14 protein-coding genes are annotated in these 23,842 nt (G+C 62.0%); 6 read left to right on the top strand and 8 right to left on the bottom strand.

The annotated features are described in order from the left end of the window. Nucleotides 1–34: 34 nt before the first annotated feature. The 3 genes from asnB to M3089_RS09120 all read right to left on the bottom strand — a co-directional run bounded on the left by asnB (nt 35) and on the right by M3089_RS09120 (nt 3,791). The gene (gene asnB / locus M3089_RS09130) at nt 35–1,699 is read right to left on the bottom strand and encodes an asparagine synthase B (protein ID WP_249083536.1); all 1,665 of its coding nucleotides are present in this window, start codon (nt 1,697–1,699) and stop codon (nt 35–37) included. 168 nt (nt 1,700–1,867) lie between these two features. Then, nucleotides 1,868–3,160: an ammonium transporter gene (locus M3089_RS09125; protein WP_249083610.1), complete on the bottom strand. Its 1,293-nt coding sequence runs from the start codon at nt 3,158–3,160 to the stop codon at nt 1,868–1,870. A 274-nt stretch (nt 3,161–3,434) separates the two neighbouring features. Beyond that, nucleotides 3,435–3,791, bottom strand: coding sequence for a P-II family nitrogen regulator (locus M3089_RS09120; RefSeq protein WP_205110407.1), 357 nt, complete (start codon nt 3,789–3,791; stop codon nt 3,435–3,437). 334 nt (nt 3,792–4,125) lie between these two features. On the opposite strand from M3089_RS09120, the gene dapF reads away from it, so the two are divergent. From dapF to M3089_RS09100, 4 genes are read left to right on the top strand one after another with little or no spacing between them, the layout of a single operon-like run. Further along, nucleotides 4,126–4,983: a diaminopimelate epimerase gene (gene dapF, locus M3089_RS09115; protein ID WP_249083535.1), complete on the top strand. Its 858-nt coding sequence runs from the start codon at nt 4,126–4,128 to the stop codon at nt 4,981–4,983. A 55-nt stretch (nt 4,984–5,038) separates the two neighbouring features. Then, on the top strand, nt 5,039–6,268 hold the full coding sequence (locus tag M3089_RS09110) for an LL-diaminopimelate aminotransferase (protein ID WP_249083533.1): 1,230 nt from the start codon (nt 5,039–5,041) through the stop codon (nt 6,266–6,268). Between the two features lie 47 nt (nt 6,269–6,315). Next, the gene (locus M3089_RS09105) at nt 6,316–7,038 is read left to right on the top strand and encodes a TorF family putative porin (RefSeq protein WP_394802274.1); all 723 of its coding nucleotides are present in this window, start codon (nt 6,316–6,318) and stop codon (nt 7,036–7,038) included. A gap of 44 nt (nt 7,039–7,082) precedes the next feature. Next, complete coding sequence (locus M3089_RS09100; RefSeq protein WP_205110415.1) at nt 7,083–9,272, top strand: glutamine synthetase III family protein; 2,190 nt, start codon at nt 7,083–7,085, stop codon at nt 9,270–9,272. A 167-nt stretch (nt 9,273–9,439) separates the two neighbouring features. On the opposite strand, the gene M3089_RS09095 is transcribed toward M3089_RS09100, so the two are convergent. The 3 genes from M3089_RS09095 to M3089_RS09085 form a co-directional block, all read right to left on the bottom strand. Continuing rightward, the gene (locus M3089_RS09095; RefSeq protein WP_249083531.1) at nt 9,440–9,823 is read right to left on the bottom strand and encodes a winged helix-turn-helix transcriptional regulator; all 384 of its coding nucleotides are present in this window, start codon (nt 9,821–9,823) and stop codon (nt 9,440–9,442) included. 185 nt (nt 9,824–10,008) lie between these two features. Then, entirely contained in the window at nt 10,009–12,489 is a 2,481-nt protein-coding gene (locus tag M3089_RS09090) for a TonB-dependent receptor domain-containing protein (protein WP_249083529.1), read from the bottom strand. A 551-nt stretch (nt 12,490–13,040) separates the two neighbouring features. Continuing rightward, complete coding sequence (locus M3089_RS09085) at nt 13,041–13,967, bottom strand: hydrogen peroxide-inducible genes activator (RefSeq protein WP_249083528.1); 927 nt, start codon at nt 13,965–13,967, stop codon at nt 13,041–13,043. A gap of 317 nt (nt 13,968–14,284) precedes the next feature. Between M3089_RS09085 and ahpC the strand changes: the two genes are divergently transcribed. After that, complete coding sequence (gene ahpC, locus M3089_RS09080; protein WP_205110423.1) at nt 14,285–14,851, top strand: alkyl hydroperoxide reductase subunit C; 567 nt, start codon at nt 14,285–14,287, stop codon at nt 14,849–14,851. Between the two features lie 423 nt (nt 14,852–15,274). Beyond that, a complete protein-coding gene (gene ahpF / locus M3089_RS09075; protein WP_249083526.1) occupies nt 15,275–16,840 on the top strand; it encodes an alkyl hydroperoxide reductase subunit F in 1,566 nt (521 codons plus the stop codon). 298 nt (nt 16,841–17,138) lie between these two features. On the opposite strand, the gene M3089_RS09070 is transcribed toward ahpF, so the two are convergent. Together M3089_RS09070 and gltB are read right to left on the bottom strand one after the other, a co-directional pair. After that, the gene (locus tag M3089_RS09070; RefSeq protein ID WP_249083524.1) at nt 17,139–18,488 is read right to left on the bottom strand and encodes a glutamate synthase subunit beta; all 1,350 of its coding nucleotides are present in this window, start codon (nt 18,486–18,488) and stop codon (nt 17,139–17,141) included. A gap of 157 nt (nt 18,489–18,645) precedes the next feature. Then, complete coding sequence (gene gltB / locus M3089_RS09065; RefSeq protein ID WP_249083522.1) at nt 18,646–23,115, bottom strand: glutamate synthase large subunit; 4,470 nt, start codon at nt 23,113–23,115, stop codon at nt 18,646–18,648. Nucleotides 23,116–23,842 lie beyond the last annotated feature (727 nt).

The raw sequence follows: 23,842 nt of genomic DNA, 5'->3' as shown, positions 1-23,842 counted from the left end.
GTTTGCAGCTTTGCGGCCCGGGTGGCCTCGGCTGTCAGTAAGCCTGGTCGTGCACCCCGCTCACGGCCCTGCCGCTGGGCTCGTTGAGCCCGGCGAAGGCAGCGTCCCATGCCAATGCCTCGGGCGTGCTGCACGCCACGCTCGGCGAGCTGGGCACGGTGAGGGCGGCCGAGCGGCTGGGAAAGTGGCTCTCGAACATCTCTCTGTACATATACTCCTCCTTGCTGCGTGGCGGGTTGACGGCAAAGCGCTCAGCGGCCCGGCTCATCTGGCTGTCGGTCACGGCCGTCTCGGCCATGCCCCTCAGCGTGTCTATCCACGAGTAGCCCACGCCGTCGCTGAACTGTTCCTTCTGCCGCCACGCCACCTCGTCGGGCAGCAGGTCGGCGAAGGCCTCGCGCAGCACGCGCTTCTCTATCTGCCGGCCGGGGCACATCTTGGCCTTGGGGTTCAGCCGCATGGCCACGTCGAGGAACTCTTTGTCGAGGAAGGGCACGCGGCCCTCGACGCCCCACGCCGCCAGGCTCTTGTTGGCCCTGAGGCAGTCGTACTGGTGCAGCCTCGACAGCTTGCGCACGGTCTCCTCGTGGAATGCCCTTGGCGTGGGTGCCTTGTGGAAGTAGAGGTAGCCGCCGAACACCTCGTCGGCCCCTTCGCCCGAGAGCACCATCTTGATGCCCATCGACCGTATGAAGCGGGCCAGCAGGTACATGGGCGTCGAGGCCCTCACCGTGGTCACGTCGTAGGTCTCGGTGAAGTATATCACGTCGCTCAGCGCGTCGATGCCCTCCTGCAGGGTGTAGTTTATCTCGTGGTGTACGGTGCCGATGTGGTCGGCCACGAGCCTTGCCTTGGCCAGGTCGGGCGCGCCCCTGAGGCCCACGGCAAACGAGTGGAGCCTGGGCCACCAGGCCTCGTCGCGGCCTCCGCTCTCCACCCTCGTGGCCGAGAACTTGCGGGCCACGGCGCTGATGACCGACGAGTCGAGCCCGCCCGACAGCAGCACGCCGTAGGGCACGTCGCTCATCAGCTGTCGGCGCACGGCCTGCTCGAGCGCCTGCCTCAGCTCTTCCGTGTCGGCTCCGTTGTCTTTCACGGCGTCGTAGTCGGCCCAGTCGCGCTTGTAGTATTGCGTGGCGTGGCCGTCGCGGCTGTAGTAATAGTGGCCCGGCGGGAAGGCCTCATACTGCTTGCAGAAGCCCTCGAGCGCCTTGAGCTCGCTCGCCACGTATACCGTGCCGTCGTCGTCGGTGCCCATGTAGAGCGGTATCACGCCAATGGGGTCGCGCGCAATCAGGAACTCGTCGGTCTGCTCGTCGTAGAGCGCGAAGGCGAAGATGCCGCTGAGCTCGTCGACGAGCGCCGGGCCCTTGTCGCGCCACAGCGCCAGTATCACCTCACAGTCGCTGCCCGTCATGAAGGCGTAGCGCCCGGCGTAGCGGCGGCGTATGTCGCGGTGGTTGTAAATCTCGCCGTTGACGGCCAGCGCCACCTTGCCGTCGGGGCTCATCAGCGGCTGCCGTCCCGACTCGGGGTCGACGATGGCCAGCCGTTCATGTGCCAGTATGGCCGACCCGCCGCAGTATATGCCGCTCCAGTCGGGTCCGCGGTGACGTATCTTCCTGCTCATCTGCAAGGCCTTCTGCCTCAGTTCCGCCGTCTGTTGGCGGATGTTGAAAATTGCTACTATTCCACACATATTGCTTTGTTTATGGTTTGGTATGAAGTCTGTTGCGGTGCCCGTAGGCTATGTTGCCGGGGCCGGCAGGCCCGCCCTGGCTTACTGGTGTAAGGTGGCGGCCTGCCGGCTCCGGCTTGGTGGGGCGGCGGGGCGTAGGCCCCGCCGCCCGGGGCTTGTCGCGTCTTGTCAGTTGTAGCACGACTCGCCGTGCTCGTATATGTCGAGCCCTTCTTCCTCCATTCGCTTGTCGGCCCTTATGCCTACAAGTGAGTCGACAATCTTGTAGAGAACATAGGTGACCACGGCGCTGAACACTATCGACACGAGCGTGGCCACAACCTGTACCCACAGCTGGTGCCAGTCGCCGTAGAGGGCGCCCTCGGCCCCGGCCTCGCCTGTGACGGCCCTGGTGGCGAACACGCCCGTGAGCAGCGAGCCCACTATGCCGCCTATGCCGTGTACGCCGAAGGCGTCGAGCGCGTCGTCATACTTGAAGTATGGCTTCACCACGGCCACCATCATGAAGCATACCAGGGGCGTGATGACGCCTATGGCAATGGCTCCGCCCAGGCTCACCGAGCCGGCTGCCGGCGTTATGGCCACGAGCCCGGCCACGGCCCCGGTGCATGCGCCCACGGTGGTGGGCTTGTGGTTGACGGCCCAGTCGGCTGCCATCCAGGTCACGGCGGCCACGGCTGCGGCCACGTGGGTGACAAGCAGCGCGTTGGCGGCCAGCCCGTCGGCTGCCAGTCCGCTGCCGGCGTTGAAGCCGAACCATCCAATCCACAGGAACGATGTGCCCATGAACACAAACGTTATGTTGTGGGGCAGTATGGCGTGGCCCCGGCGGTAGTCATCGCGCGGGCCTATCATGAGCGCCATCACCAGCGCCGAGATGCCGGCGTTGATGTGCACCACGGTGCCCCCGGCAAAGTCGATGGCCCCCATCTGCTGCAGGAACCCTCCGCCCCACACCCAGTGGGCCATGGGGAAGTAGGCCAGTATCACCCACAGCACTATGAACACGGCATAGCCACTGAAGCGTATGCGCTCTGCGAAGGCGCCGAGTATGAGCGCCGGCGTTATCAGCGCAAACATGCACTGGAACATTGCGAACACCAGCTCGGGTATGCCGCTGGCCATGGTGGCCGACGTGTCCACGCCTGCCATGAATGCCTTGTCGAAGCCGCCCATCACGGCCCACAGCGGGTTGCCGCTCTCGCTGAAGCCTGTGCCGAAGGCCCACGAATAGCCGAAGGCCACCCACAGTATGCTCACCACGCCCACTATGAACAGTGTCTGCATTATCACGCTGAGCATGTTTTTCTGCCTTACCAGCCCGCCGTAGAACAGGGCTATGCCCGGTATGCTCATCAGCAGCACGAGTATGGTGGCCATTATCATCCAGGCCGTGTTGCCCGTGTCGGGCGTGGGCTCGGCGCCCGCGGCCTCGGCGGCTGCCGCCGCCGTGGCGCCCATGGTTGCCATGGCGGCTGTGGCCATGGCCCTTGCATGCGGTGCATGCGCTTTCATTATAGTTTTCATCGTTGTTTGTTTTTGTGTCTTGTCCTGAATATGTGTTTGCTCTTGTGGCCCGCCGCGCCGGCCGTGGCACGGCTGTCGGCGGCCGACGCCGCGCAGGGCCCGCCAAACGGGCCGTATTGCGGCCCGATACGGGTCGTTTCGCGCCCTGAAACGGGCCGTTTGGTGGTGCAGGACGGGCCGTTTGGCGCGCGCCCCCTGCCGCCGGGCGTCAGCTTTCCTGCTCGGCGTTGTACAGTGCCACGTCGCCGTGCTCGCCAGTGCGTATGCGTATGGCGTCTTCTACGGGGTAGACGAATATGCGGCCGTCGCCAATCTCGCCAGTGCGGGCGGCGCTGAGTATGGCCTTGACGGTCTTGTCAACGTTTTTGTCTCTGACCACCAGCGATATCATGGTGCGCTCAATGGAGCTCGTGTCGTAGACCACGCCACGGTAAATCCTGCCCTGCCTTGACTTGCCTATGCCTCTCACGTCGTAGTACGACAGCCATTCGATGTCGGCGTCGAGCAGGGCAGCCTTCACGTCTTCAAACCGCGATTTCCTTATTATGGCTTCGATTTTTCTCATGTCTGGCTCTCCTTTTTATTTAATTGTTACCTGTTTGAGTTTCACTTTGCAAAGTTCACGCTGCAAAATTACTACAAAATGCAACTTGATAAGCCTTAAATCGAACAATATGTACTTCTATTTTGCATTGTGCTTACACTTGGCTTGCTATAGGCCGCGGTTGGTTTCAGATTGTAAACGCATAGCGGCAATATGGCGACAATTTAAAAGTCTCCTGTCTAAAGTAGATTTAAAACGTCATTTGTAGCAGCGGTTTCCTTCCGAAATATCGTATCTTTGCAGCGTGAAATGAGCCGCATGGTGTGGCCCGTAGATAAAAGAAAGGAAGCAAGCTATGGCAAAGACGGTCAGATTTACCAAGATGCAGGGCGCAGGCAACGACTATATATATGTAGACACCCTGCTCAACGACGTTGCCGACCCGGCCGCGGCCGCCGTGGCATGGAGCTCGCCCCACACGGGCATAGGGGCCGACGGGCTGGTGCTCATAGGCTGCTCCCGCGTGCCCGAGGCCGACTTCACCATGCGCATATTCAACGCCGACGGCTCCGAGGCGCTCATGTGCGGCAACGCCTCGCGCTGCGTGGGCAAGTACCTTTATGAGAAGGGCATCACCGACAGCACCACCATACGGCTGCTCACGCTCTCGGGCGTCAAGACACTCAGGCTGCACCTCAGGCACGACAACACCGTCGAGAGCGTCACCGTCGACATGGGGGCGCCCGTGCTTGCCGACGCCGGCCTGCTGTCGGCCCCGGGCGGGAGCATGGTCAACGGTAGCGTGGCGGCCGGCGGGCGCGAGTTCTGCGGCACGTTCGTGTCGATGGGCAACCCCCATTTCGTGGTCTTCGCCGACTCGGTCGACGGCCTCGACCTGGCCCGATGGGGCGCGCTGCTCGAGCGCTCGGCCCTGTTTCCGCAGCGGTGCAACATCGAGTTCGCACAGGTGCTGGCCGACGGGCTCATCAGGGCGCGCGTGTGGGAGCGGGGCAGCGGCGTGACCATGGCCTGCGGCACGGGCGCCTGCGCCACCGCGGTGGCCGCCTCGCTCACCGGCAGGGCCCCCAGGGCCTCGCGCATTGTCATGGACGGCGGCGAGCTGGGCGTCGACTGGGCCGGTGACGACGGCCACGTCTACCTCACAGGGCCTGCGGAGTTTGTCTTCGAGGGCGAGGTGCAGGTGGCCGGATGAGGGCCCGCGGCAATATCGATCACAACTTCAACAATCATAAAAAAAGACAGGACTTATGGCATTGGTAAACGAACATTTCCTCAAGTTGCCGAACAACTACTTGTTCGCCGACATTTCCAAGAAGGTGAACGCCTTCAAGGTGCAGCACCCCACGGCAGGCGTCATCAGCCTGGGCATAGGCGACGTCACGCGGCCGCTGTGCCCGGCGGTGGTCGAGGCCATACACAAGGCTGCCGACGAGATGGGCACCGAGGGCGGGTTCCACGGCTATGGGCCCGAGCAGGGCTACGCCTTCCTGCGCGAGGCCATAGTGAAGAACGACTTCCTGCCGCGCGGCATACACCTCGACCCGTCGGAGATATTCGTCAACGACGGCGCAAAGAGCGACACGGGCAACATACAGGAGCTGGTGAGGTGGGACAACAGCATCGGCGTGACCGACCCCATCTATCCCGTATACATAGACTCTAACGTGATGATAGGGCGCGCGGGGGTGGTCAACGACGGCCGGTGGAGCAACGTGGTGTACATGCCGTGCACGGCCGGCAACGGCTTCGTGCCGCAGCTGCCCGACCGACGCGTGGACATCATCTACCTCTGTTACCCCAACAACCCCACGGGCACCGTGCTGTCGAAAGACGAGCTGCGCAAGTGGGTGAACTACGCCCTGCGCAACGATACGCTCATTTTCTTCGACGCGGCCTACGAGGCTTACATACAGAACCCCGACATACCGCACTCCATCTACGAGATAAAGGGCGCGCGCAAGGTGGCCATCGAGTTCCACAGCTACTCAAAGACGGCCGGCTTCACCGGCGTGCGCTGCGGCTACACCGTGGTGCCCAAGGAGGTGACCGCGGCCACGCTCGAGGGCGAGCGCATCTCGCTGCACAAGCTGTGGTACAGGCGCCAGTGCACCAAGTTCAACGGGGCGAGCTACATAAGCCAGCGCGCGGCCGAGGCAACATACACGCCCGAGGGACGCGAGCAGGTGCGACAGACCATTGGCTACTACATGGAGAACGCAAGGCTGATGCGCAATGCGCTCACGGCACTGGGCCTGAGGGTCGACGGGGGCGAGGACGCGCCTTACCTGTGGGTGCAGACACCCGACGGCGAGGGCAGCTGGCGGTTCTTCGAGCAGATGCTCTACAACGCCCACGTGGTGTGCACCCCCGGCGTGGGATTCGGCCCGAGCGGCGAGGGCTACGTGCGACTGACGGCCTTCGGCGACCGCGACAGCTGCCTCGAGGCGCTCGACCGGATAGGCCGGTGGCTCGGATAGCAAACCAACACGACACAAGATAACCAACACTTAAAAACGAGACGACAATGAGAAAGGCAAGAAAAATGGGCATCGCGGCGGTCATGCTTACCGCCGGTGCCGCAGTGGCGAGTGCGCAAGACAGAGTGGAAGCCTCGGCTTCGGCCGACTTCGTGAGCCAGTATGTGTGGCGTGGTCAGGACCTTGGCGGCATCAGTGTGCAGCCATCTCTGGGCCTTTCGTGGCGCGGGCTTTCGCTGACGGCATGGGGAAACGTGGGCTTCGACTCGGGCGACACCAAGGAGCTCGACCTCACCCTGGGCTACAGCGTGGGCGGATTCAACGTGGGAGTGACCGACTACTGGTTCAACAGCGGGCCCGACAAGCGCTATTTCTACTACGGGGCACACTCCACTGCCCATGTCTTCGAGGCCAACGTGGGCTACGACTTCGGGCCCTTGGCACTGCAGTGGTACACAAACTTTGCCGGAAACGACTACAAGCCGGGCGACGACGGCAGCCAGAAACACGCTTATTCGTCGTATGTCGAACTGTCGGCCCCGTTCCGCCTCGGGGGCATGGAGTGGCTGGCCGCCGTGGGGGCGGTGCCCTATGAGGCATCGGCAATCTACGCCGACGTCGACGGGTTTGCCGTGACAAACGTGTCGCTGCGGGCCACCAAGGAGGTGGCGGTGACGCCGCGGTTCACCGTGCCGCTCTTCGCGTCGGTCAGTGCCAACCCCGCCACGCAGAAGGCTTACTTCGCCTGCGGTTTCACGCTGCGCCCCTGACGTGAGGCAGGCAACTAACGTATAACACAAAAAACATAATATCTATGGACAACCTCAGATTCCAAGTCGTGGCAGAGGCTTTCAAGAAGAAGCCCCTGGAAGTGAAAGCGCCGGCTGAACGGCCCTACGAGTATTTCGGGAAATATGTGTTCAACCGGGAGAAAATGTACAAGTACCTGCCCAAGGACGTCTACGAGAAACTGACAGACGTCATTGACAACGGGGCCAGGCTCGACCGCTCGATAGCCGACGCCGTGGCCGCAGGCATCAAGCAGTGGGCCACCGAGATGGGCGTGACGCACTATACGCACTGGTTCCAGCCGCTGACTGAAGGCACGGCCGAGAAGCACGACTCGTTCATCGAGCACGATTTCAAGGGTGGCATGGTCGAGGAGTTCTCGGGAAAGCTGCTCGTGCAGCAGGAGCCCGACGCCAGTTCGTTTCCCAGCGGGGGCATTCGCAACACCTTCGAGGCGCGGGGCTACTCTGCATGGGACCCCACGTCGCCTGTCTTCATCATGGACGACACGCTCTGCATACCCACCATCTTCATATCCTACACGGGCGAGGCGCTCGACTACAAGGCCCCGCTGCTGCGCACGCTGCATGCCGTTAGCGTGGCCGCCACCGACGTTTGCCACTACTTCTACCCCGACGTCAAGAAGGTGCAGAGCAACCTCGGGTGGGAGCAGGAGTACTTCCTGGTAGACGAGGGCCTTTACTCGGCGCGCCCCGACCTGCTGCTTACGGGGCGGACGCTAATGGGCCACGACTCGGCAAAGAACCAACAGATGGACGACCACTACTTCGGCGCCATACCGGATCGCGTGCAGGCCTTCATGAAAGACCTCGAGATACAGGCGCTCGAGCTCGGAATACCGTGCAAGACGCGCCACAACGAGGTGGCACCCAACCAGTTTGAGGTGGCGCCGATATTCGAGGAGACCAACCTGGCCGTAGACCACAACATGCTGCTCATGTCGCTCATGAAGAAGGTGGCGCGCAAGCACGGCTTCCGCGTGCTGCTCCACGAGAAGCCGTTTGCCGGCATCAACGGCTCGGGCAAGCACAACAACTGGAGCCTCTCGACCGACACCGGGGTGCTGCTGCACGCTCCAGGCAAGACACCGGTAGACAACTTGCGATTCGTGGTGTTCATCGTCGAGACGCTGATGGGCGTCTACCGCCACAACGGACTTATCAAGGCGAGCATCATGAGCGCGGGCAATGCCCACCGGCTCGGGGCCAACGAGGCGCCGCCGGCCATCATCTCGTCGTTCCTCGGCACGCAGCTCAGCGAACTGCTCGACCACATCGAGATGTCTGACAAGGACGACCTCTTTGCCATGGCAGGCAAGCAGGGCATGAAGCTCGACATTCCCGAGATACCCGAGCTGCTCATAGACAACACCGACCGCAACCGCACGAGCCCCTTTGCCTTTACCGGCAACCGCTTTGAGTTCCGCGCCGTGGGCTCCGAGGCCAACTGTGCCAGCGCCATGATTGCCCTGAACTCGGCCGTGGCCGAGGCGCTGACAGACTTCAAGAGGCGTGTCGACGCGCTCGTGGAGGGCGGCGAGGAGCTGACAAGGGCCATCGTCGACGTGCTCAGGGAGGACATCAGGGCGTGCAAGCCCATACGCTTCGACGGCAACGGTTACTCGGAAGAGTGGGTTGAGGAGGCTCGCCGCCGGGGCCTCGACACCGAGGGCAGCTGCCCGGTGATATTCGACCGCTACCTCGACGGGTCGAGCGTGGAGATGTTCGAGAGGCTCGGTGTGATGACGAAAAAGGAACTTGAGGCGCGCAACGAGGTGAAGTGGGAGACTTACACCAAGAAAATACAGATCGAGGCGCGCGTGATGGGCGACCTGTCGATGAACCACATCATACCCGTGGCCACCCACTACCAGAGCCAGTTGCTCAAGAACGTGGCCAACATGCGCAGCGTGTTCGACGCCGGTAAGGCCGACAGCCTGTCTGTGCGCAACGTGAAGCTCATAGAAGAGATAGCCGAGCGCACCCAGGTGATAGAGCGGGGAGTAGACGAACTCATCAATGCGCGCAAGGTGGCAAACAAGATTGAGGATGCCAGGGCTAAGGCAGTGGCCTACCACGACACCGTGGCGCCCAAGATGGAGGCCATACGCTACCAGATAGACAAGCTCGAGCTGCTTGTGGAAGACGACCTCTGGACGCTGCCAAAGTACCGCGAACTGTTGTTCATCAGGTGACGTGGCCCGTGCGGGCCTGCGTTTCCTGCCGATGATAATGCCGGCCTGAGGCCTGCCGCGGCCTGTTTGCGGCGGCCTGCCGGATGTGCGCAAGCAATCTATTTCTTTTTTGGTTGTTTGAAGTTTGTGACGGGAGACCATAGTGATATGGCCTCCCGTTTTCTGTGTCATACGGCAGCGGGCTCACCGCCGGCGTGGCGTTGCCTGTCGCGCATGATGGCGGCCATGTTGCTGTGTGCCCAGTCTACCAGTTCGTCGAGTATGGGCAGCAGCGAGCGTGCGCGCTCCGTCAGCCCGTATTCCACGCGCGGAGGCACCTCGGCATACACCTGCCTGACTACCAGCCCATCTTCTTCGAGCGTGCGCAGCGTGGCTGTGAGCATCTTCTGGGATATGTCTGGCAAGGCGCGGCGCAGCGTGTTGAATCGCAGCGTGCCCCTTTGGCTGAGTGTAAACAGCACCAGCATGGGCCACTTGCAGCTTATTCGGGACAGTACGTTGCGTATGGGGCAGTCGGGAAACAGTTCTTCCCTTACTCTTGTATGTTGCATTTCTTGACTCGTTTTGTTATGGGCTACAAAAGTAACCAATATTCCCCGATGCACCAAAGGTGCATAGTTAAATGAAGTTGAGAAGACAAAGGCATTCGGAGGTAGATGGAGTTAGCTCACTAACTCCCCCTAATTCCCTCTACCTCCTTGATACATTAGTAATTAAAACTCGCCCGAGCCTGCTTCTACTCCCCATATCCGCCGAAGCCGGTTGCCTCGGTGTCGCTGCCGCCCATGGCGTTTTCGGGCCGTTTTTTCTCGCCGTTCATGTTGCCGAAGTTCCACGTCAGGGTGACGTTGACGCGCGGGTCGCGCCAGTTTTCCTGGTATCTCTCGAAGCTGTCGTTGCCGGTGTGGTTTTTCCAGCGGCGCGTTCCGAGCACGTCGCGCCAGTTTACCGACAGCGCCAATGCCTTGTTAAGGAACGTCTTGCGCACGCCCAGGTCGAGGCTTGCGTTGGGTTCGCGGTAGCCTTGCGTTATCACCCGTCGCGAGTTGTAGCGCCCGGTGGCCTGTAGCGATATGTCGTAGGGCAGGATGACGCTGGCCAGCAGGCGTGCGTCCCACGAGAAATTCTCGTCGGCCTCGCCCGTGACGGTCTGGTTGTCTATGACATAGCTGAACCCGTCGAGCTTGTAGTAGTAGGCGTTGACGGTCGTGGTGAGGTCGAGGATGCGGAAGAGCTTGTTTTTGACAATGAGCTCAACGCCGGCGCTCTGGCTCTTCGCCACGTTCTCGTTGGTAGAGTATATCGTGTCGTTGTGGTTGTAGGTGACACGCTGTATCACGTCGGTTGTCGGCCTGTAGTAGGCGCTCACGCTCAGCGTGTGGTCTTGCCACGTCTTGAGGAAGTTGAGAGAGAACGAGTTGGTGTACTCCGGTGTCAGTTGTGGGTTGCCAAACGATATCATCGAGGCGTCGCGCGTGTTGCGGAAACTGTTGAGCTGCCCGCCCCAGGGTCGCCTGAGCCGTCGCGTGTAGTTGAGCTGCAGCTGCGCCGTCTCGTTGAAGTGGTAGCTCAGGAAGAGGCTCGGGAAGAGCTGGAAATAGTCTTTCTTGAACGGCGTGTCGCGCAGCGAGGGGTCGTGTTCCTGCCAGTAGTCATAGCTCTCGGTGTTCACCCGCCAGTATTCGCCGCGCAGTCCGGCCATCACCCCCACCGGGCCGAGCTTGGTGGTTAGGGTGGCGTAGAGCGCGTGGACGTCGATGTCGTAGATGAACCGGTTGAAGTATTCGCGGTCTTCGGCCACGTTCTGGCCCGTCCAGCTGGTCTCGTCGATCCACGACTCCTGCGGCGAGTTCTCGCGCGAGAAGCGCCCGTCGTAGCCCGCTTCCACCTTGAGGTCTTCCGTCACCTGGTTTTCGTAGTCCACCTTTGCCTCCCACGAGCGGTTGTTCATGTGCATGGGGCGGTACTGGTAAGAGTATTCCGTGGGCTGCGAGCCGTCGTTCCACGTGGTGCTGTCCTGGTAGTAGTTGTCTTGGTCGCTCTTCCAGCGGTCGAACGACAGGTTGAAGTCAATCTTGTGCTTCTCGCCGAAGTTGTGCACATAGTCCAGTTCGGCGTGGTACATCCTCATGTCGCCGCTGCCGGAGTTGCGCCTGAACATTACATACGAGTCGGCCTGGGCCCCCAGCATGCCGTAGTGGTAGGGCGTTAGGCTGGTGTTGTCGTTGTCGCCGAGCATCGTCATGCCCGAGAGCGACAGCTCGTCGGCCGCCGTGGGGTGCCATGTCAGCCCCGCCCTTGCAAAGAGGTTGCCTCCCCTGTTCTCGCTGTCGGTCTCGTAGTTCTGGTATTGCCGGCTCTGCGTATATGTCTGCTCGCTCCTGGCCCCGCCCGTGCTCTTGCGCCTGCGGTAGCCTATGTTGGCAAAGGCGTCGAGCTTTCCGCTCGAGTAGTTGATGCTTCCGCTGGTGTTCCATCCGCCCCGCGTGTCGGCCCCGGCCCGCAGCGAGCCGTAGTATCCGGCCTTGCGGTCGCGCTTGAGCACAATGTTGATGATGCCGGCCGAGCCCTCGGGGCTGTACTTGGCGCTCGGGTTGTCTATCACCTCCACCCGCTCTATGCTCTCGGCCGGTATCTGTTGCAGTATCTCGGCGCGGTTGTCGGTGGTCAGCCCGCTGGCCTTGCCGTTTATCCATATCTCGACGCTGGTGTTGCCGCGCAGCGAAATCTCGCCGTCGGTGTCAATCTCTACCGAAGGTATGTTCTCGAGCAGGTCGCTGGCCGAGCCACCCGCGGCTGCCAGCACCTGGTCGACGGTGAACGTCTTGCGGTCTACCTCGAGCTTCATCTGCGAGCGTTGGCCCGTCACCTGCACCTCCTTGAGCACCTGGCTGTCTTCGCCGAGGTAGATAAACGGGAAGTTCGACTGCCTGTGGCCGGCCGAGATGGTAAACTTGCGCGTGGCCGGCTTGTAGCCGATGTACGACGCCTCGAGCACGTAGTCGCCGTCGGCCAGGCCCGTTATGTTGAATGCCCCGCCGCCGTCGGTCACGCTTCCCTTCACCATCTTGCCCGTCTTGGCCTGGCTTACCTTGATGTTGACAAACTGCAGCGCCTCGTTGCTCTGCCTGTCTATTATCTTTCCTTTCACCGAGCCTTGCGCGGCCGCTATCAGCGACGACATTGCCACAAGGCACAACATGATTATCCTGTACATAGTATTTATTAGACGCAGAATGCGGGGGGGATAGTATGTGGGCGCTTATACACTTAAGTTTATTTAACCCTAATCGCCCTGCAGACCGCCGTCCGCGCGCTTTGTTTTCCTTCTCCCGGCTTCCCAGGCGCTTTTGTCCTGTTGCCGGCATCTTGCCGTCCGCTTTGCCTCGTCGTAGCCCGCTACGCCTTCGGCAAATGCGTCAGCCAATCTTCCGGCAACAAAACAAAATCTCTCTGGCCTCTGCAGGTCGATTAGGGTTAACCCGTAATCGACCTGCAGACCGCCGTCCGTGCGCTTTGTTTTCCTTCTCCCGGCTTCCCAGGCGCTTGTTGGTCAGGCTTTCTTGCATGCCATTCTTCCGGCGTCTTGCCCAGGCATGCGCTCGATGCATGGTGGCGACGATAGGTAGTTGCGGCTTGTCGGGGCCGTTCGGCATTGCCGAACGGCCCGTATTGCGATGCCGAACGGCCCGTTTCAGACGGCAAAACGGGCCGTTTTGTAATTCGCTGAGGCTCAATGCGCCCGGCCGGCGCCGGCGCGTGGGCCTGTCAGACGCGCTGCTCGGTGTTGTTCATGCTGAGCATGCGCGGCGGCACGGCGGCCCTCACGTAGTCGGCCAGCAGGCTCCTCATGGCCTCGCGCACAAACGTGCGGGTGGTGAGCAGCACTATGCGGCGCGTGGGTATGGGCAGGGCGAAGGGCCTGACAAGGCGTCGCTGGGCCTCCGAGAGCTGGTCGAGGGCCAGCTCGGGGATGAAGGTGGTGCCGCGCCCGCCCTCGACCATGCGCATGAATGTCTCGATGCTGCCCAGCGAATAGACGTTCTTCGACGTCTGTCCGTCTTTCAGTCCGCAGAACTTCACTATCTGGTCGCGGAAGCAATGGCCCTCGTCGAGCAGCCAAAGGAAGCTGTCGGCAAGGTCGGCCGAGCGCACCGAGGCAGCCGCCGACAGGGCGTCGCCCTTGGCCACGTAGGCCACAAACTGCTCGAAGTAAAGCTCGGTCATGTCGAAGTGGTCGAGCCCGTCGACGTCGGCCACTATGGCGGCGTCTATCTCGCCTCTGGCCAGGGCCTGCTTTATGGCCTCTGTCTTCATCTCGGCCACGCGGATGTCGGTCTCGGGGTGGTCGGCCAGCAGCCGCGGGAAGAACCTCGGCAGCAGGTAGGGGGCTATGGTGGGCAGAATGCCCACCTTGAAGGCCCCCCGCACCGACCGCTTGGCCTCGGCCACGATGTCTTTTATCTTGTTGGCGCGCACCAGCACGCGCCACGCCTGCTCAACCACCAGGCGCCCGGCCGGCGTCGGCGCCACGGGCTGGGCGGTGCGGTCGAAGATGCGCAGGCCCAGTTCGTCTTCCAGTTTCTGTATCATCGAGCTCAGCGTGGGCTGCGTCACGCCACATTGTTCGGCGGCCTTGGCGAAGTGGCGCAGGCGGTAGACGGCCACGATGTATTCCATTTGTTGCAGTGTCATGGTCTCTGTGGTTTGTTGGTTTGCGTACTGCAAACTTACTCATTCTGCGCGACAATCGTGTAACATCGGGCGTTTTTCGTCGGCAAATCATCATTTTTGGGTATTTATTTGTCTCAAGCAAACCCTGTTTCGGGCCTCCGGCGGCATTTACCGGCCTGGCATACAGCGTGTTGTCTGCCGCCGATAGATGCCGTCTATCGGCCGATAGGCATTGTCTGTTTGCTTTGCGTGGCCATTGTGGCTATCTTTGCAGTGTCAAAAAGACAAAGCGACAACAATAGATAAACGTAACAACATACAATTAAAAACAAGACGACATGGAATCAATAATCAACGCACAGATGCCTGAGTTCAAGGTACAGGCATTCCAGAATGGAGAGTTCAAGACAGTGAGCAGCGAAGACCTGAAGGGCAAGTGGGCCCTGTTCTTCTTCTACCCGGCCGACTTCACCTTCGTTTGCCCCACCGAACTGGTGGACCTGGCCGAGAAATACGACCGCCTGAAGGAGATGGGCGTCGAGGTGTTCTCGGTGAGCACAGACACCCACTTCGTGCACAAGGCATGGCACGACGCCTCGGACAGCATAAAGAAAATAAAGTATGCGATGCTTGCCGACCCCACCGGCGTGCTCAGCCGCGGCTTCGGCGTGATGAAGGAAGACGAGGGTGTGGCCTACCGCGGAACGTTCCTGGTTAACCCCGATGGCCTGGTAAAGGTGGCCGAGGTGCAGGACAACAGCATCGGCCGCAACGCCGACGAGCTGCTGCGCAAGGTTGAGGCCGCCCAGTTTGTGGCCACCCACAGCGGCGAGGTTTGCCCAGCCAAGTGGAAGGCCGGCAGCGAGACACTCAAGCCGAGCATCGACCTCGTGGGCAAGTTGTGATTTAATCGCCGCCAGCGGCCCCGCCCTCTGCGGCCGGGGCCGCCCGTGGCGGCGGCTTGCGCGGCGTGGCAGCCATGCCCCGCAGCCCTTGCGGCAGCCCCGGCCCTGCCTTTCGTGGCCGGAGTGCAGTTTGTTTTTATACCCAGACTGGTTGTTGGAGCCCTGCAGGCTCCATCCTGTTGCCCGGCCCGTCGGCCTGTGCCATTGCCCTGTGCGCCCCGTGCGGCGCCGCGGCGGGGCTGCAGCCAAGGTGCCGGCAATAGGGTGGCGGCGGCTTGGGTGCATGGCGCGAGTGCCGTGGCAGGCTTCGGCCGCATATCGACAGGTCTGGGCTTTGTTTCAACCATAGCCCCTTTGCCCCTGGTGCACAGCGTGCACCTCCCCTCGCGGGATGCCGGGACAGGGGCTTAATTATATGACATTATGCTTGACAGAGATATATTGGAGCAGGTGAAAACCCTGCTCGCAGGGCTCAAGTCGCACTATGTGCTCCGTGCGGCTTTGTCGCCCGGCCACCAGAAGGCGGGCGAGTTGGAGGGCTTCCTCACAGACTTCTGCTCGTGCTCGCCCATGCTCGAGCTGCAGACCGAGGCCGCCGATGGCGGCAGGCTCGAGTTTGCCATAGTGAAAGACGAGACCCCCACCGGCATCACTTTCCGCGGAATACCCGGCGGCCACGAGTTTACCTCGCTGCTGCTGGCGCTGCTCAACGCCGACGGGGCAGGCAAGAACCTGCCCGACGGGGCTGTGGCGGCGCGCATACGGGCCCTGAAAGGCCCGGTGAGGCTGCGCACTTACATGTCGCTATCGTGCACCAACTGCCCCGACGTGGTGCAGGCCCTCAACGTTGTGACGCTGCTGGGCACCGACGTGGAGCACGAGATTGTTGACGGAGGGCTGTGGCAAGACGAGGTGGCGGCGCTCGGCATACAGGGCGTGCCGTCGGTCTTTGCCGACGGAGAGCTGCTGCATGTGGGCCGCGGCGACCTCGGGGTGCTGCTCGACGAGCTCGAGGCCAAGTACGGGTCGGAGGGCGCCGGCCAGGCCGAACCGGTTGAGCGGCGCTTCGACGTGGTGGTGGTCGGCGGAGGGCCGGCCGGTGCCTCGGCTGCCATATACTCGGCTCGCAAGGGCCTCAGCGTGGCCGTGGTGGCCGGCAGGATAGGCGGCCAGGTCAACGACACGGTGGGCATAGAGAACCTTATCTCGGTGCCGGCAACGACGGGAGCGTCGCTTGCCGCCGCGCTGCAGGAGCACATAGGGGCTTACCCCATCGAGGTGTTTGCCAACAGGAGCGTAGAGGGAGCCGACTTCAGCCAGCCGCTGAAGAGCGTCAAGGCCAAGGGCGGCGAGACGTTTGTGGCCCCTGCCGTGATCATTGCCACCGGGGCGTCGTGGCGCAGGCTCGGCGTCGAAGGCGAGTCGGAGTACATTGGGCGCGGCGTGGCGTTCTGCCCCCACTGCGACGGGCCTTTCTACAAGGGGCGCCACGTGGCCGTCATAGGCGGAGGCAACTCGGGCATAGAGGCCGCCATCGACCTTGCCGGCATCTGCAGCCGCGTCACAGTGCTTGAGTTTGCGGCCGAGCTGCGCGCCGACACCGTGCTGCAATACAAGGCTCGCAGCCTTGGCAATGTTGAGATACTGACCTCGAGGCAGACGGTGCGCGTGGTTGGCGACGGCAAGAAGGTCACGGCCATCGACGTGCGCGACCTCAACACGGGCGAGGTGAGCACGCTGCCGCTCGACGGGGTGTTCGTACAGATAGGGCTTGTGCCGGCCTCCGGGCCTTTCGCCGGGCTTGTCAACATAAACCGCCGCGGCGAGATAGTGACCGACGGTGCCGGGCGCTCGTCGGTGCCGGGCGTGTATGCCGCAGGCGACGTGGCCGACGTGCCGTTCAAGCAGATAGTCATTGCCATGGGCGATGGCGCCACGGCGGCCCTGTCGGCGTTCGACGACCGCGTGCGCGGCGTGCTCGGCAGCTGACCGTCGCGGCCGTCGAGGGTTGCATGGAGTGACGCATGGCAGTGCGATATTGGCCGTTTCGGCCTGCTGTGCGGGCTGTCTTGCACTGTGAGGCCCCGTAGGCCGCAACCTGCCTGCTGCCAGCCTGCCGCAAGGCTGGGGCCAGGGTGCAGGGCGGCCACGGCGGCATGATGCTGTGGTTTTAGGGATGCCCGCTCCCGCCGCGGGCCCGGCCTGGGGCCGTTGGCGGGGCGGATGAAAAGCAAAGGGTGGTGCGCCGCATGGGCGCACCACCCTTTTTGCTTGCCACCGGCTGCCGTCAGCGGGCGCCCCTCAGCATGTTGTCTATCTTGGCGGCGGCGTCGCGCCCCGATGCCATGGCCCTGACCACGAGCGAGGCACCGCTCGCCGCGTCGCCGGCAAACACCACGTTGTCGGCCACCTTGGGCAGCTCAGGCTTCAGGAATCCCATGGCCAGCAGGGCCATGTCGGCCTTGATTACCTCGGGCTTGCCCGCCGGCACCATCAGCGGGCGGCCGCCTTCGGGGTTGGGCTTCCACTCGATCTCCTGCACCTTCACACCCGTCAGCCGGCCGTCCTTGCCAAGGAACTCCAGAGTGTTGACGTTCCAGCGCCGCGTGCAGCCCTCTTCGTGGCTCGAAGTGGTCTTCAGCGTGCGCGGGAAAGCGGGCCAGGGGTTCTGCGGGTCGTCGGGGCCTGCCGGCGGCATTGGCATGATTTCTATCTGTGTGACGCTGCGGCAGCCCTGACGGTGGGCCGTGCCTATGCAGTCGCTGCCGGTGTCGCCGCCGCCAATCACGAGCACATCCTTGCCCCGGGCGCTCACCGTCTGGTCTTTGTTGAACTCCATTCCGGCCAGCACTCGGTTTTGCTGGGCCAGCATGTCGAGCGCGAAATATACGCCGCGCAGTTCGCGCCCCGGCACCTTGAGGTCGCGGGCGGTAGGCGTGCCGGTGGCTATCACGTAGGCGTCGAAGCCGTCGGGCAGCTTGTTGACGTCTATCTCAACACCGCACCTGAACTCAACGCCCTCGCCGCGCATCACCTCCAGCCGCCTGTCTATTATGGCCTTGTTGAGCTTGAAGTTGGGAATGCCGTAGCGCAGCAGCCCGCCGGCGGCCTCGTTGCGGTCGAACACGGTGACAGAGTAGCCCGCCAGGTTGAGCCTGTTGGCCGCCACCAGCCCTGCCGGGCCTGCCCCCACCACGCACACCCGCCGTCCGTTGCGCTCGGGGTGCTCTGTTCGCACATAGTTTTCGTGGAAAGCCATCTCCGTGATGGCCGCCTCGTCCTCGCGGTTGGTGGTAGGCTCGTGCTCCACGAGGTTGAGCACACACGCCTTTTCGCACAGCGCGGGGCACACGCGGCCCGTAAACTCGGGGAAGTCGTTGGTCGAGTTGAGCAGTCGGTAGGCCAGTTCGTAGTCGCCCCTGCACAGCGCGTCGTTCCACTCGGGCGGCTTGTTGCCCAGCGGACAGGCCCAGTGGCAGAACGGCACGCCGCAGTCCATGCAGCGGCTTGCCTGCGTGCGTCGGTCGTTGGCGTTGAGAGTCTGCTCCACTTCGCCGAAGTCGTGTATTCGGTCGTGTATCGGTCGGTAACCGGCTTCCTGCCGGTGTATGGTTAGGAATGCTTTTGGGTTGCCCATGTTCTTGTTTGGTTATGAGCCCCTCGCTGCCCCTCCACGCCGTGGGGGCGGCCCTGTTTGCGGCCGTTGCAGGTCGGGGCGTTGTTTGTTTTTTATGTTGATGGTTGTTGCGGGGCGCCCTTTCGCCACCCTGCAGTGCGTGGGTGGCGGCGGCGCCTCAGTAGTCTCGCTGCATGTCGGCAATCTTCTGTTGCAGCTTGCGCACCTGTTCCTCCTGCAGCACGCGCTTGTATTCAATCGGTATCACCTGTATGAAGTCGTCGGCATAGCGCCCCCAGTCGTCGAGCATCGTGCGCGCCAGCTTCGAGCCGGTGTACAGGTAGTGCTGCCTTATCAGTTCGTGCAGCTCCTTGCGGTGGGCGCTTTCCTCTACAAGGTTTATCTCAACCATGTCCATGTTGCAGTAGTAGTCGAAGTCGTGGCGGCGGTCCCACACATATGCCACGCCCCCGCTCATGCCTGCGGCGAAGTTCCTGCCGGTGTCGCCGAGCACCACCACGCGGCCTCCCGTCATGTATTCGCAGCAGTGGTCGCCCGCTCCCTCTACCACGGCGATGGCTCCCGAGTTGCGCACGGCGAAGCGCTCGCCCACCTTTCCGTTGACGTACAGCTCACCGGAGGTGGCCCCGTAGAGCCCGGTGTTGCCGGCTATGATGTTGTCTTCGGCCGCGAAGCTGCTCCTGGTGGGCGGCAGTATGGCTATGCGCCCGCCGCTGAGGCCCTTGGCGAAGTAGTCGTTGGCCTCGCCCTCGAGCTTGACGTTGACGCCCTTGGCCAGGAATGCCCCGAAGCTCTGGCCTGCCGAGCCCTTGAAGCGGATGTTTACCGTGCCGTCGGGCAGCCCCTGTTCACCGTGCCTGGCAGCTATGGCACCGCTCAGCATGGCGCAGGCGGCACGGTCGGTGTTGCGTATGGCATAGTCGAGGTTTGCCTCGTCCTGGTGGTCGATGGCCGCCGCGGCGGCGTGGATGATTCGCCTGTCGAGCACGTCGTCGAGGTCGTGGCGCTGCGATGCCGTGCAGTGCAGCGGGCCGTCGGCGCCGTCGCGTGCCAGCAGCCGGCTGAAGTCGAGCGTGGCCTCCTTCTCTGTCGCGGGCTTGCGTGCCGTTATCAGCTCAGTGTGGCCCACTATGTCGTCGAGCCGTGTGAAGCCCATCTCGGCCAGGTATTCGCGCACCTCTTCGGCCAGGAACATGAAGTAGTTGACCAAGTACTGGTATTTGCCCATGAAATGCTTGCGCAGCCGCGGGTCCTGGGTGGCCACTCCCATGGGGCAAGTGTTCAGGTTGCACTTGCGCATCATCACGCATCCCAGCACGATGAGGGCCGCCGTGCCGAACCCGAACTCCTCGGCGCCGAGCAGCGCCATGGCTATCACGTCGCGTCCGGTCTTGAGCTGTCCGTCGGCCTGCAGCCTGACGTAGCCCCTCAGCCCGTTTCTCACGAGCGTCTGCTGTGCCTCGGCCAGGCCAATCTCGGGCGGTATGCCGGCGAACCGCATGCTTGAGGCAGGGCTGGCACCCGTTCCGCCCTCGGCGCCGGAGATGACTATGAGATCGGCCTTGGCCTTGGCCACGCCTGCGGCGATGGTTCCCACGCCGCTCTCGGCCACGAGTTTCACGCTGATGGCGGCCCTGGGATTGACGTTCTTGAGGTCGAATATGAGTTGGGCCAGGTCTTCAATGGAGTATATGTCGTGGTGGGGCGGTGGCGAGATGAGCGATATGCCCGGTATAGAGTGGCGCGTCTTGGCAATGACCTCGTCGACCTTGAACCCCGGCAGCTGCCCGCCTTCGCCCGGCTTTGCCCCCTGTGCCACCTTTATCTGTATCTCCTCGGCGTTGACAAGGTAGGCGGCGTTGACCCCGAAGCGCCCCGAGGCCACCTGTTTCGTCTTTGACGACAGGCTGATGCCGTCGACCGACGCCGTGAACCGTGCGCTGTCTTCTCCGCCCTCGCCCGTGTTGCTGCGAGCCCCGAGCTTGTTCATTGCCAGGGCAATGGCCTCGTGGGCCTCTTTCGACAGCGCGCCGAAGCTCATGGCGCCCGTCACGAAGTGCCTTACTATGCTTTCGGCGGGCTCGACGCGGTCGATGGGTATCGGGTTGCGGCGGAAGTCGAAGAAGTCGCGGATGAATATGGGCTCGTCTTTCTTGTCGGCCAGCCTTGTGAACTCCTTGAACTTGGCATAGCTGCCAGTGCGTGTGGCCTGTTGCAGCGTGGCTATCGTCTCGGGGTTCCAGGCGTGGCGGATGCCGTCGCGGCGGTAGTGGAACTGCCCGTTGTTGGGCAGGAAGTCGGCCTTGGCCTGCTTGCCGAAGGCCATGTCGTGCATCTTCACCGCGTCGTCGGCGATGGTCTTCAGTCCGATGCCGCCTATTGTCGACGCCTCGGTGCCGAAGTATGCGCGCAGCAGGCTGTCGGACAGCCCTACGCTCTCGAATATCTTGGCGCCCCGGTAAGAGCGTATGGTGCTGATGCCCATCTTTGCCATTATCTTCATGAGGCCCTTCTTCACGGCCTTGACATAGTTTTTCTCGGCCGTCTCATAGTCTTCCTGTATCTTGTGGCGCCTCACGAGGTCGTCGAGTATGGCAAACACCATGTACGGGCATAGTGCCGACGCGCCGTAGCCCAGCAGCAGGGCGGCGTGCATGGTCTCCCGTATCTCGCCGCTCTCTATTATCAGTGCCGTCTGCACCCGCTTGCCCACGGATATCAGGTAGTGGTGCACGGCGCTCACGGCGAGCAGGCTCGGGATGGCGGCATGGTCGCGGTCGGCCCCGCGGTCGGTCAGAATGACGTAGTTGACGCCCTCGTCGACGCTGCGCTCCGCCTGCTTGCACAGGCTGTCGAGGGCCTCGCGGAGCCCCTCCTCGCCCTTGCCGCACTCGAAGGTGATGGGCAGCTTGACTGTGTTGAAGCCCTTGTAGCGTATGTTGCACAGTATGTCGAGCTGCGTGTTGTTCAGTATGGGGTGCGGCAGTCGCACCATCTTGCAGTTGGTCTCGTCGGGTTGCAGTATGCCCGTGCCCACGCGGCCAATGTATTCGGTGAGCGACATTACCAGGTTTTCGCGCAGCGGGTCGATGGCGGGGTTGGTAACCTGGGCGAACTGCTGCCTGAAGTAGTTGAACAGCGTTTGCGGCCGCTCGGTGAGTACGGCCAGCGGAGTGTCGTTGCCCATCGAGGCGGTGGGTTCGCTGCCGCTTACTGCCATCGGAATGATGGTCGAGCTGATGTCTTCCTCGCCGTAGCCGAACATCAGTTCGCGGCCCATCAGGTCGGGCAGGCTGTTGTCCACGCGGCGCCCGCTCCTGAGTTTCTCGAGCTGTATGCGGTTGGTGGCCAGCCACTGGCGGTAAGGATGCGCCGCGGCCAGGCGCTCCTTGATTTCGCCGTCGTAGTAGATGCGGCCCTCCTGCGTGTCGATGAGCAGTATCTTGCCCGGCTGCAGGCGTCCCTTCTCGGCAATCTCGGTGGGGTCGAAGTCCATCACGCCCACCTCGCTGGCCACCACCATCATGTCGTTCTTGGTGATGGTGTAGCGCGCCGGGCGCAGGCCGTTGCGGTCGAGCATGCCCCCGGCGAAGCGCCCGTCGCTGAAGAGCAGCGCCGCCGGGCCGTCCCACGGCTCCATCAGTATGGAGTGGTATTCGTAGAACGCCTTGAGGTCTTCCGAGATGGGGTTCTTGTCGTTGAAGCTCTCGGGCACCATCAGCGCCATGGCGTGGGGCAGCGAGAGCCCGCTCATGACGAAAAACTCGAGCACGTTGTCAAGGCTGGCCGAGTCGCTCATGCCCGGCTGCACTATGGGCGAGAGCTCTTGGATGTCGCCCAGCGCCTCGGAGCCGAGCACGCTCTCGCGGGCCTGCATCCACCCGCGGTTGCCCCTGATGGTGTTTATCTCGCCGTTGTGGGCCAGCAGGCGGAAGGGCTGCGCCAGGCTCCACGTCGGGAACGTGTTGGTAGAGAAGCGCGAGTGCACCAGCGCCAGCCCGCTCGTGAAGTAGCTGTTGGTTAGGTCGGGGAAGTAACGGCGCAGTTGCATGCTCGACAGCATGCCCTTGTATACAATGTTCTTGCTCGACAGCGAGCACACGTAGAAGTCGCTGTCGGCCACGCGGCGCTCTATGCGCTTGCGTATCTTGTAGAGCGTGCGCTCGAAGGTGGGCACGCGGTCGTCGGTGACGCCCGTTACGAACACCTGCCTTATGGCCGGCTCGGTCTGCAGGGCGGCCTCGCCAAGGCACTCGGGGCATGTGGGCACTGTGCGCAGGTGCATCAGCGAGAGCCCCTCGCGCTCAATCTCCTCGATCATCACCGACAGTATGGCTGCCTGGCGCTGCCCGTCCTTGGGCAGGAACACCAGCCCCGTGCCATACTTGCCCTTCTCGGGCACGGGTATGCCCTGCAGCAGTATGAACTCGTGGGGTATCTGCAGCATGATGCCAGCCCCGTCGCCAGTCTTGTTGTCTGCGCCCTCGGCACCGCGGTGGCGCATGTTCTCGAGCACCTTCAGGGCGTTGTCAACAAGCTCATGGCTTTTGTTGCCGTGTATGTTAACCACCATCCCCACGCCGCATGCGTCGTGCTCGTAGGCTGCATTATACAATCCTTTTCCCATATTTGGTTGCGTTTAGTTTGTTAAACCCTGATTTTGTTTTCGATTTGACTGCAAAATTACCTGTTTTGGTGTCAATATGACATGTCAGCAGAGACTTTTCAATCAACAAAATCGAACAAAATGTCAAATTGAAACGAAATAGAGTGAAATGCCTTACAAATAGTCTTTGTATCGTGCCGAATTTGTTTTGATTGTAATCAACGCGCGCTTTGCGCAGAACTTTTGTTGCCGCCGGTTCGCTACGTAGGCAGCCGTGTCCGGCCAAACGGGCCGTACAGCATTTCAAAACGGGCCGTATGGCCGTTCAAAACGGCCCATTCGGCAACGCCAAACGGCCCATATTGCAAAGTGCTGCCTGCCAGTGGGTTGCGCCGATGGCACACCTGCGGCATGCCGGACATGCCAATGTGCATCCGGCAGAGGCGTAAATGCAAAAGAAAAAGGTGGTTGGTTGATGCGTATTGATCAAAATCTCTTATGGAGAGATGGTATTTTCGGTGCAAAGATAAGGATAATCCAATAAACAAGCAAATATTTCGATGCCTTTTTTTCGCATAAAGGTCATTTTACTAAACATTTATTGAGCAAAACCATTTTCGGCCCGTTTGGCCGCCCGAGGCATGCTCCTAATATAAATATGTGGGGAATGATGGTGGCTCCAACATCAGGTGATGGTCCTGGAAACACACGGAAATGGGGTAAAAGTGTGCAGATTACGTAAACAAGG

Origin of the sequence: Marseilla massiliensis (genome assembly GCF_023336985.1) — a bacterium.
Lineage (GTDB): Bacteria > Bacteroidota > Bacteroidia > Bacteroidales > Bacteroidaceae > Prevotella > Prevotella intestinigallinarum.
This window is presented reverse-complemented; position numbering and strand designations above follow the sequence as displayed.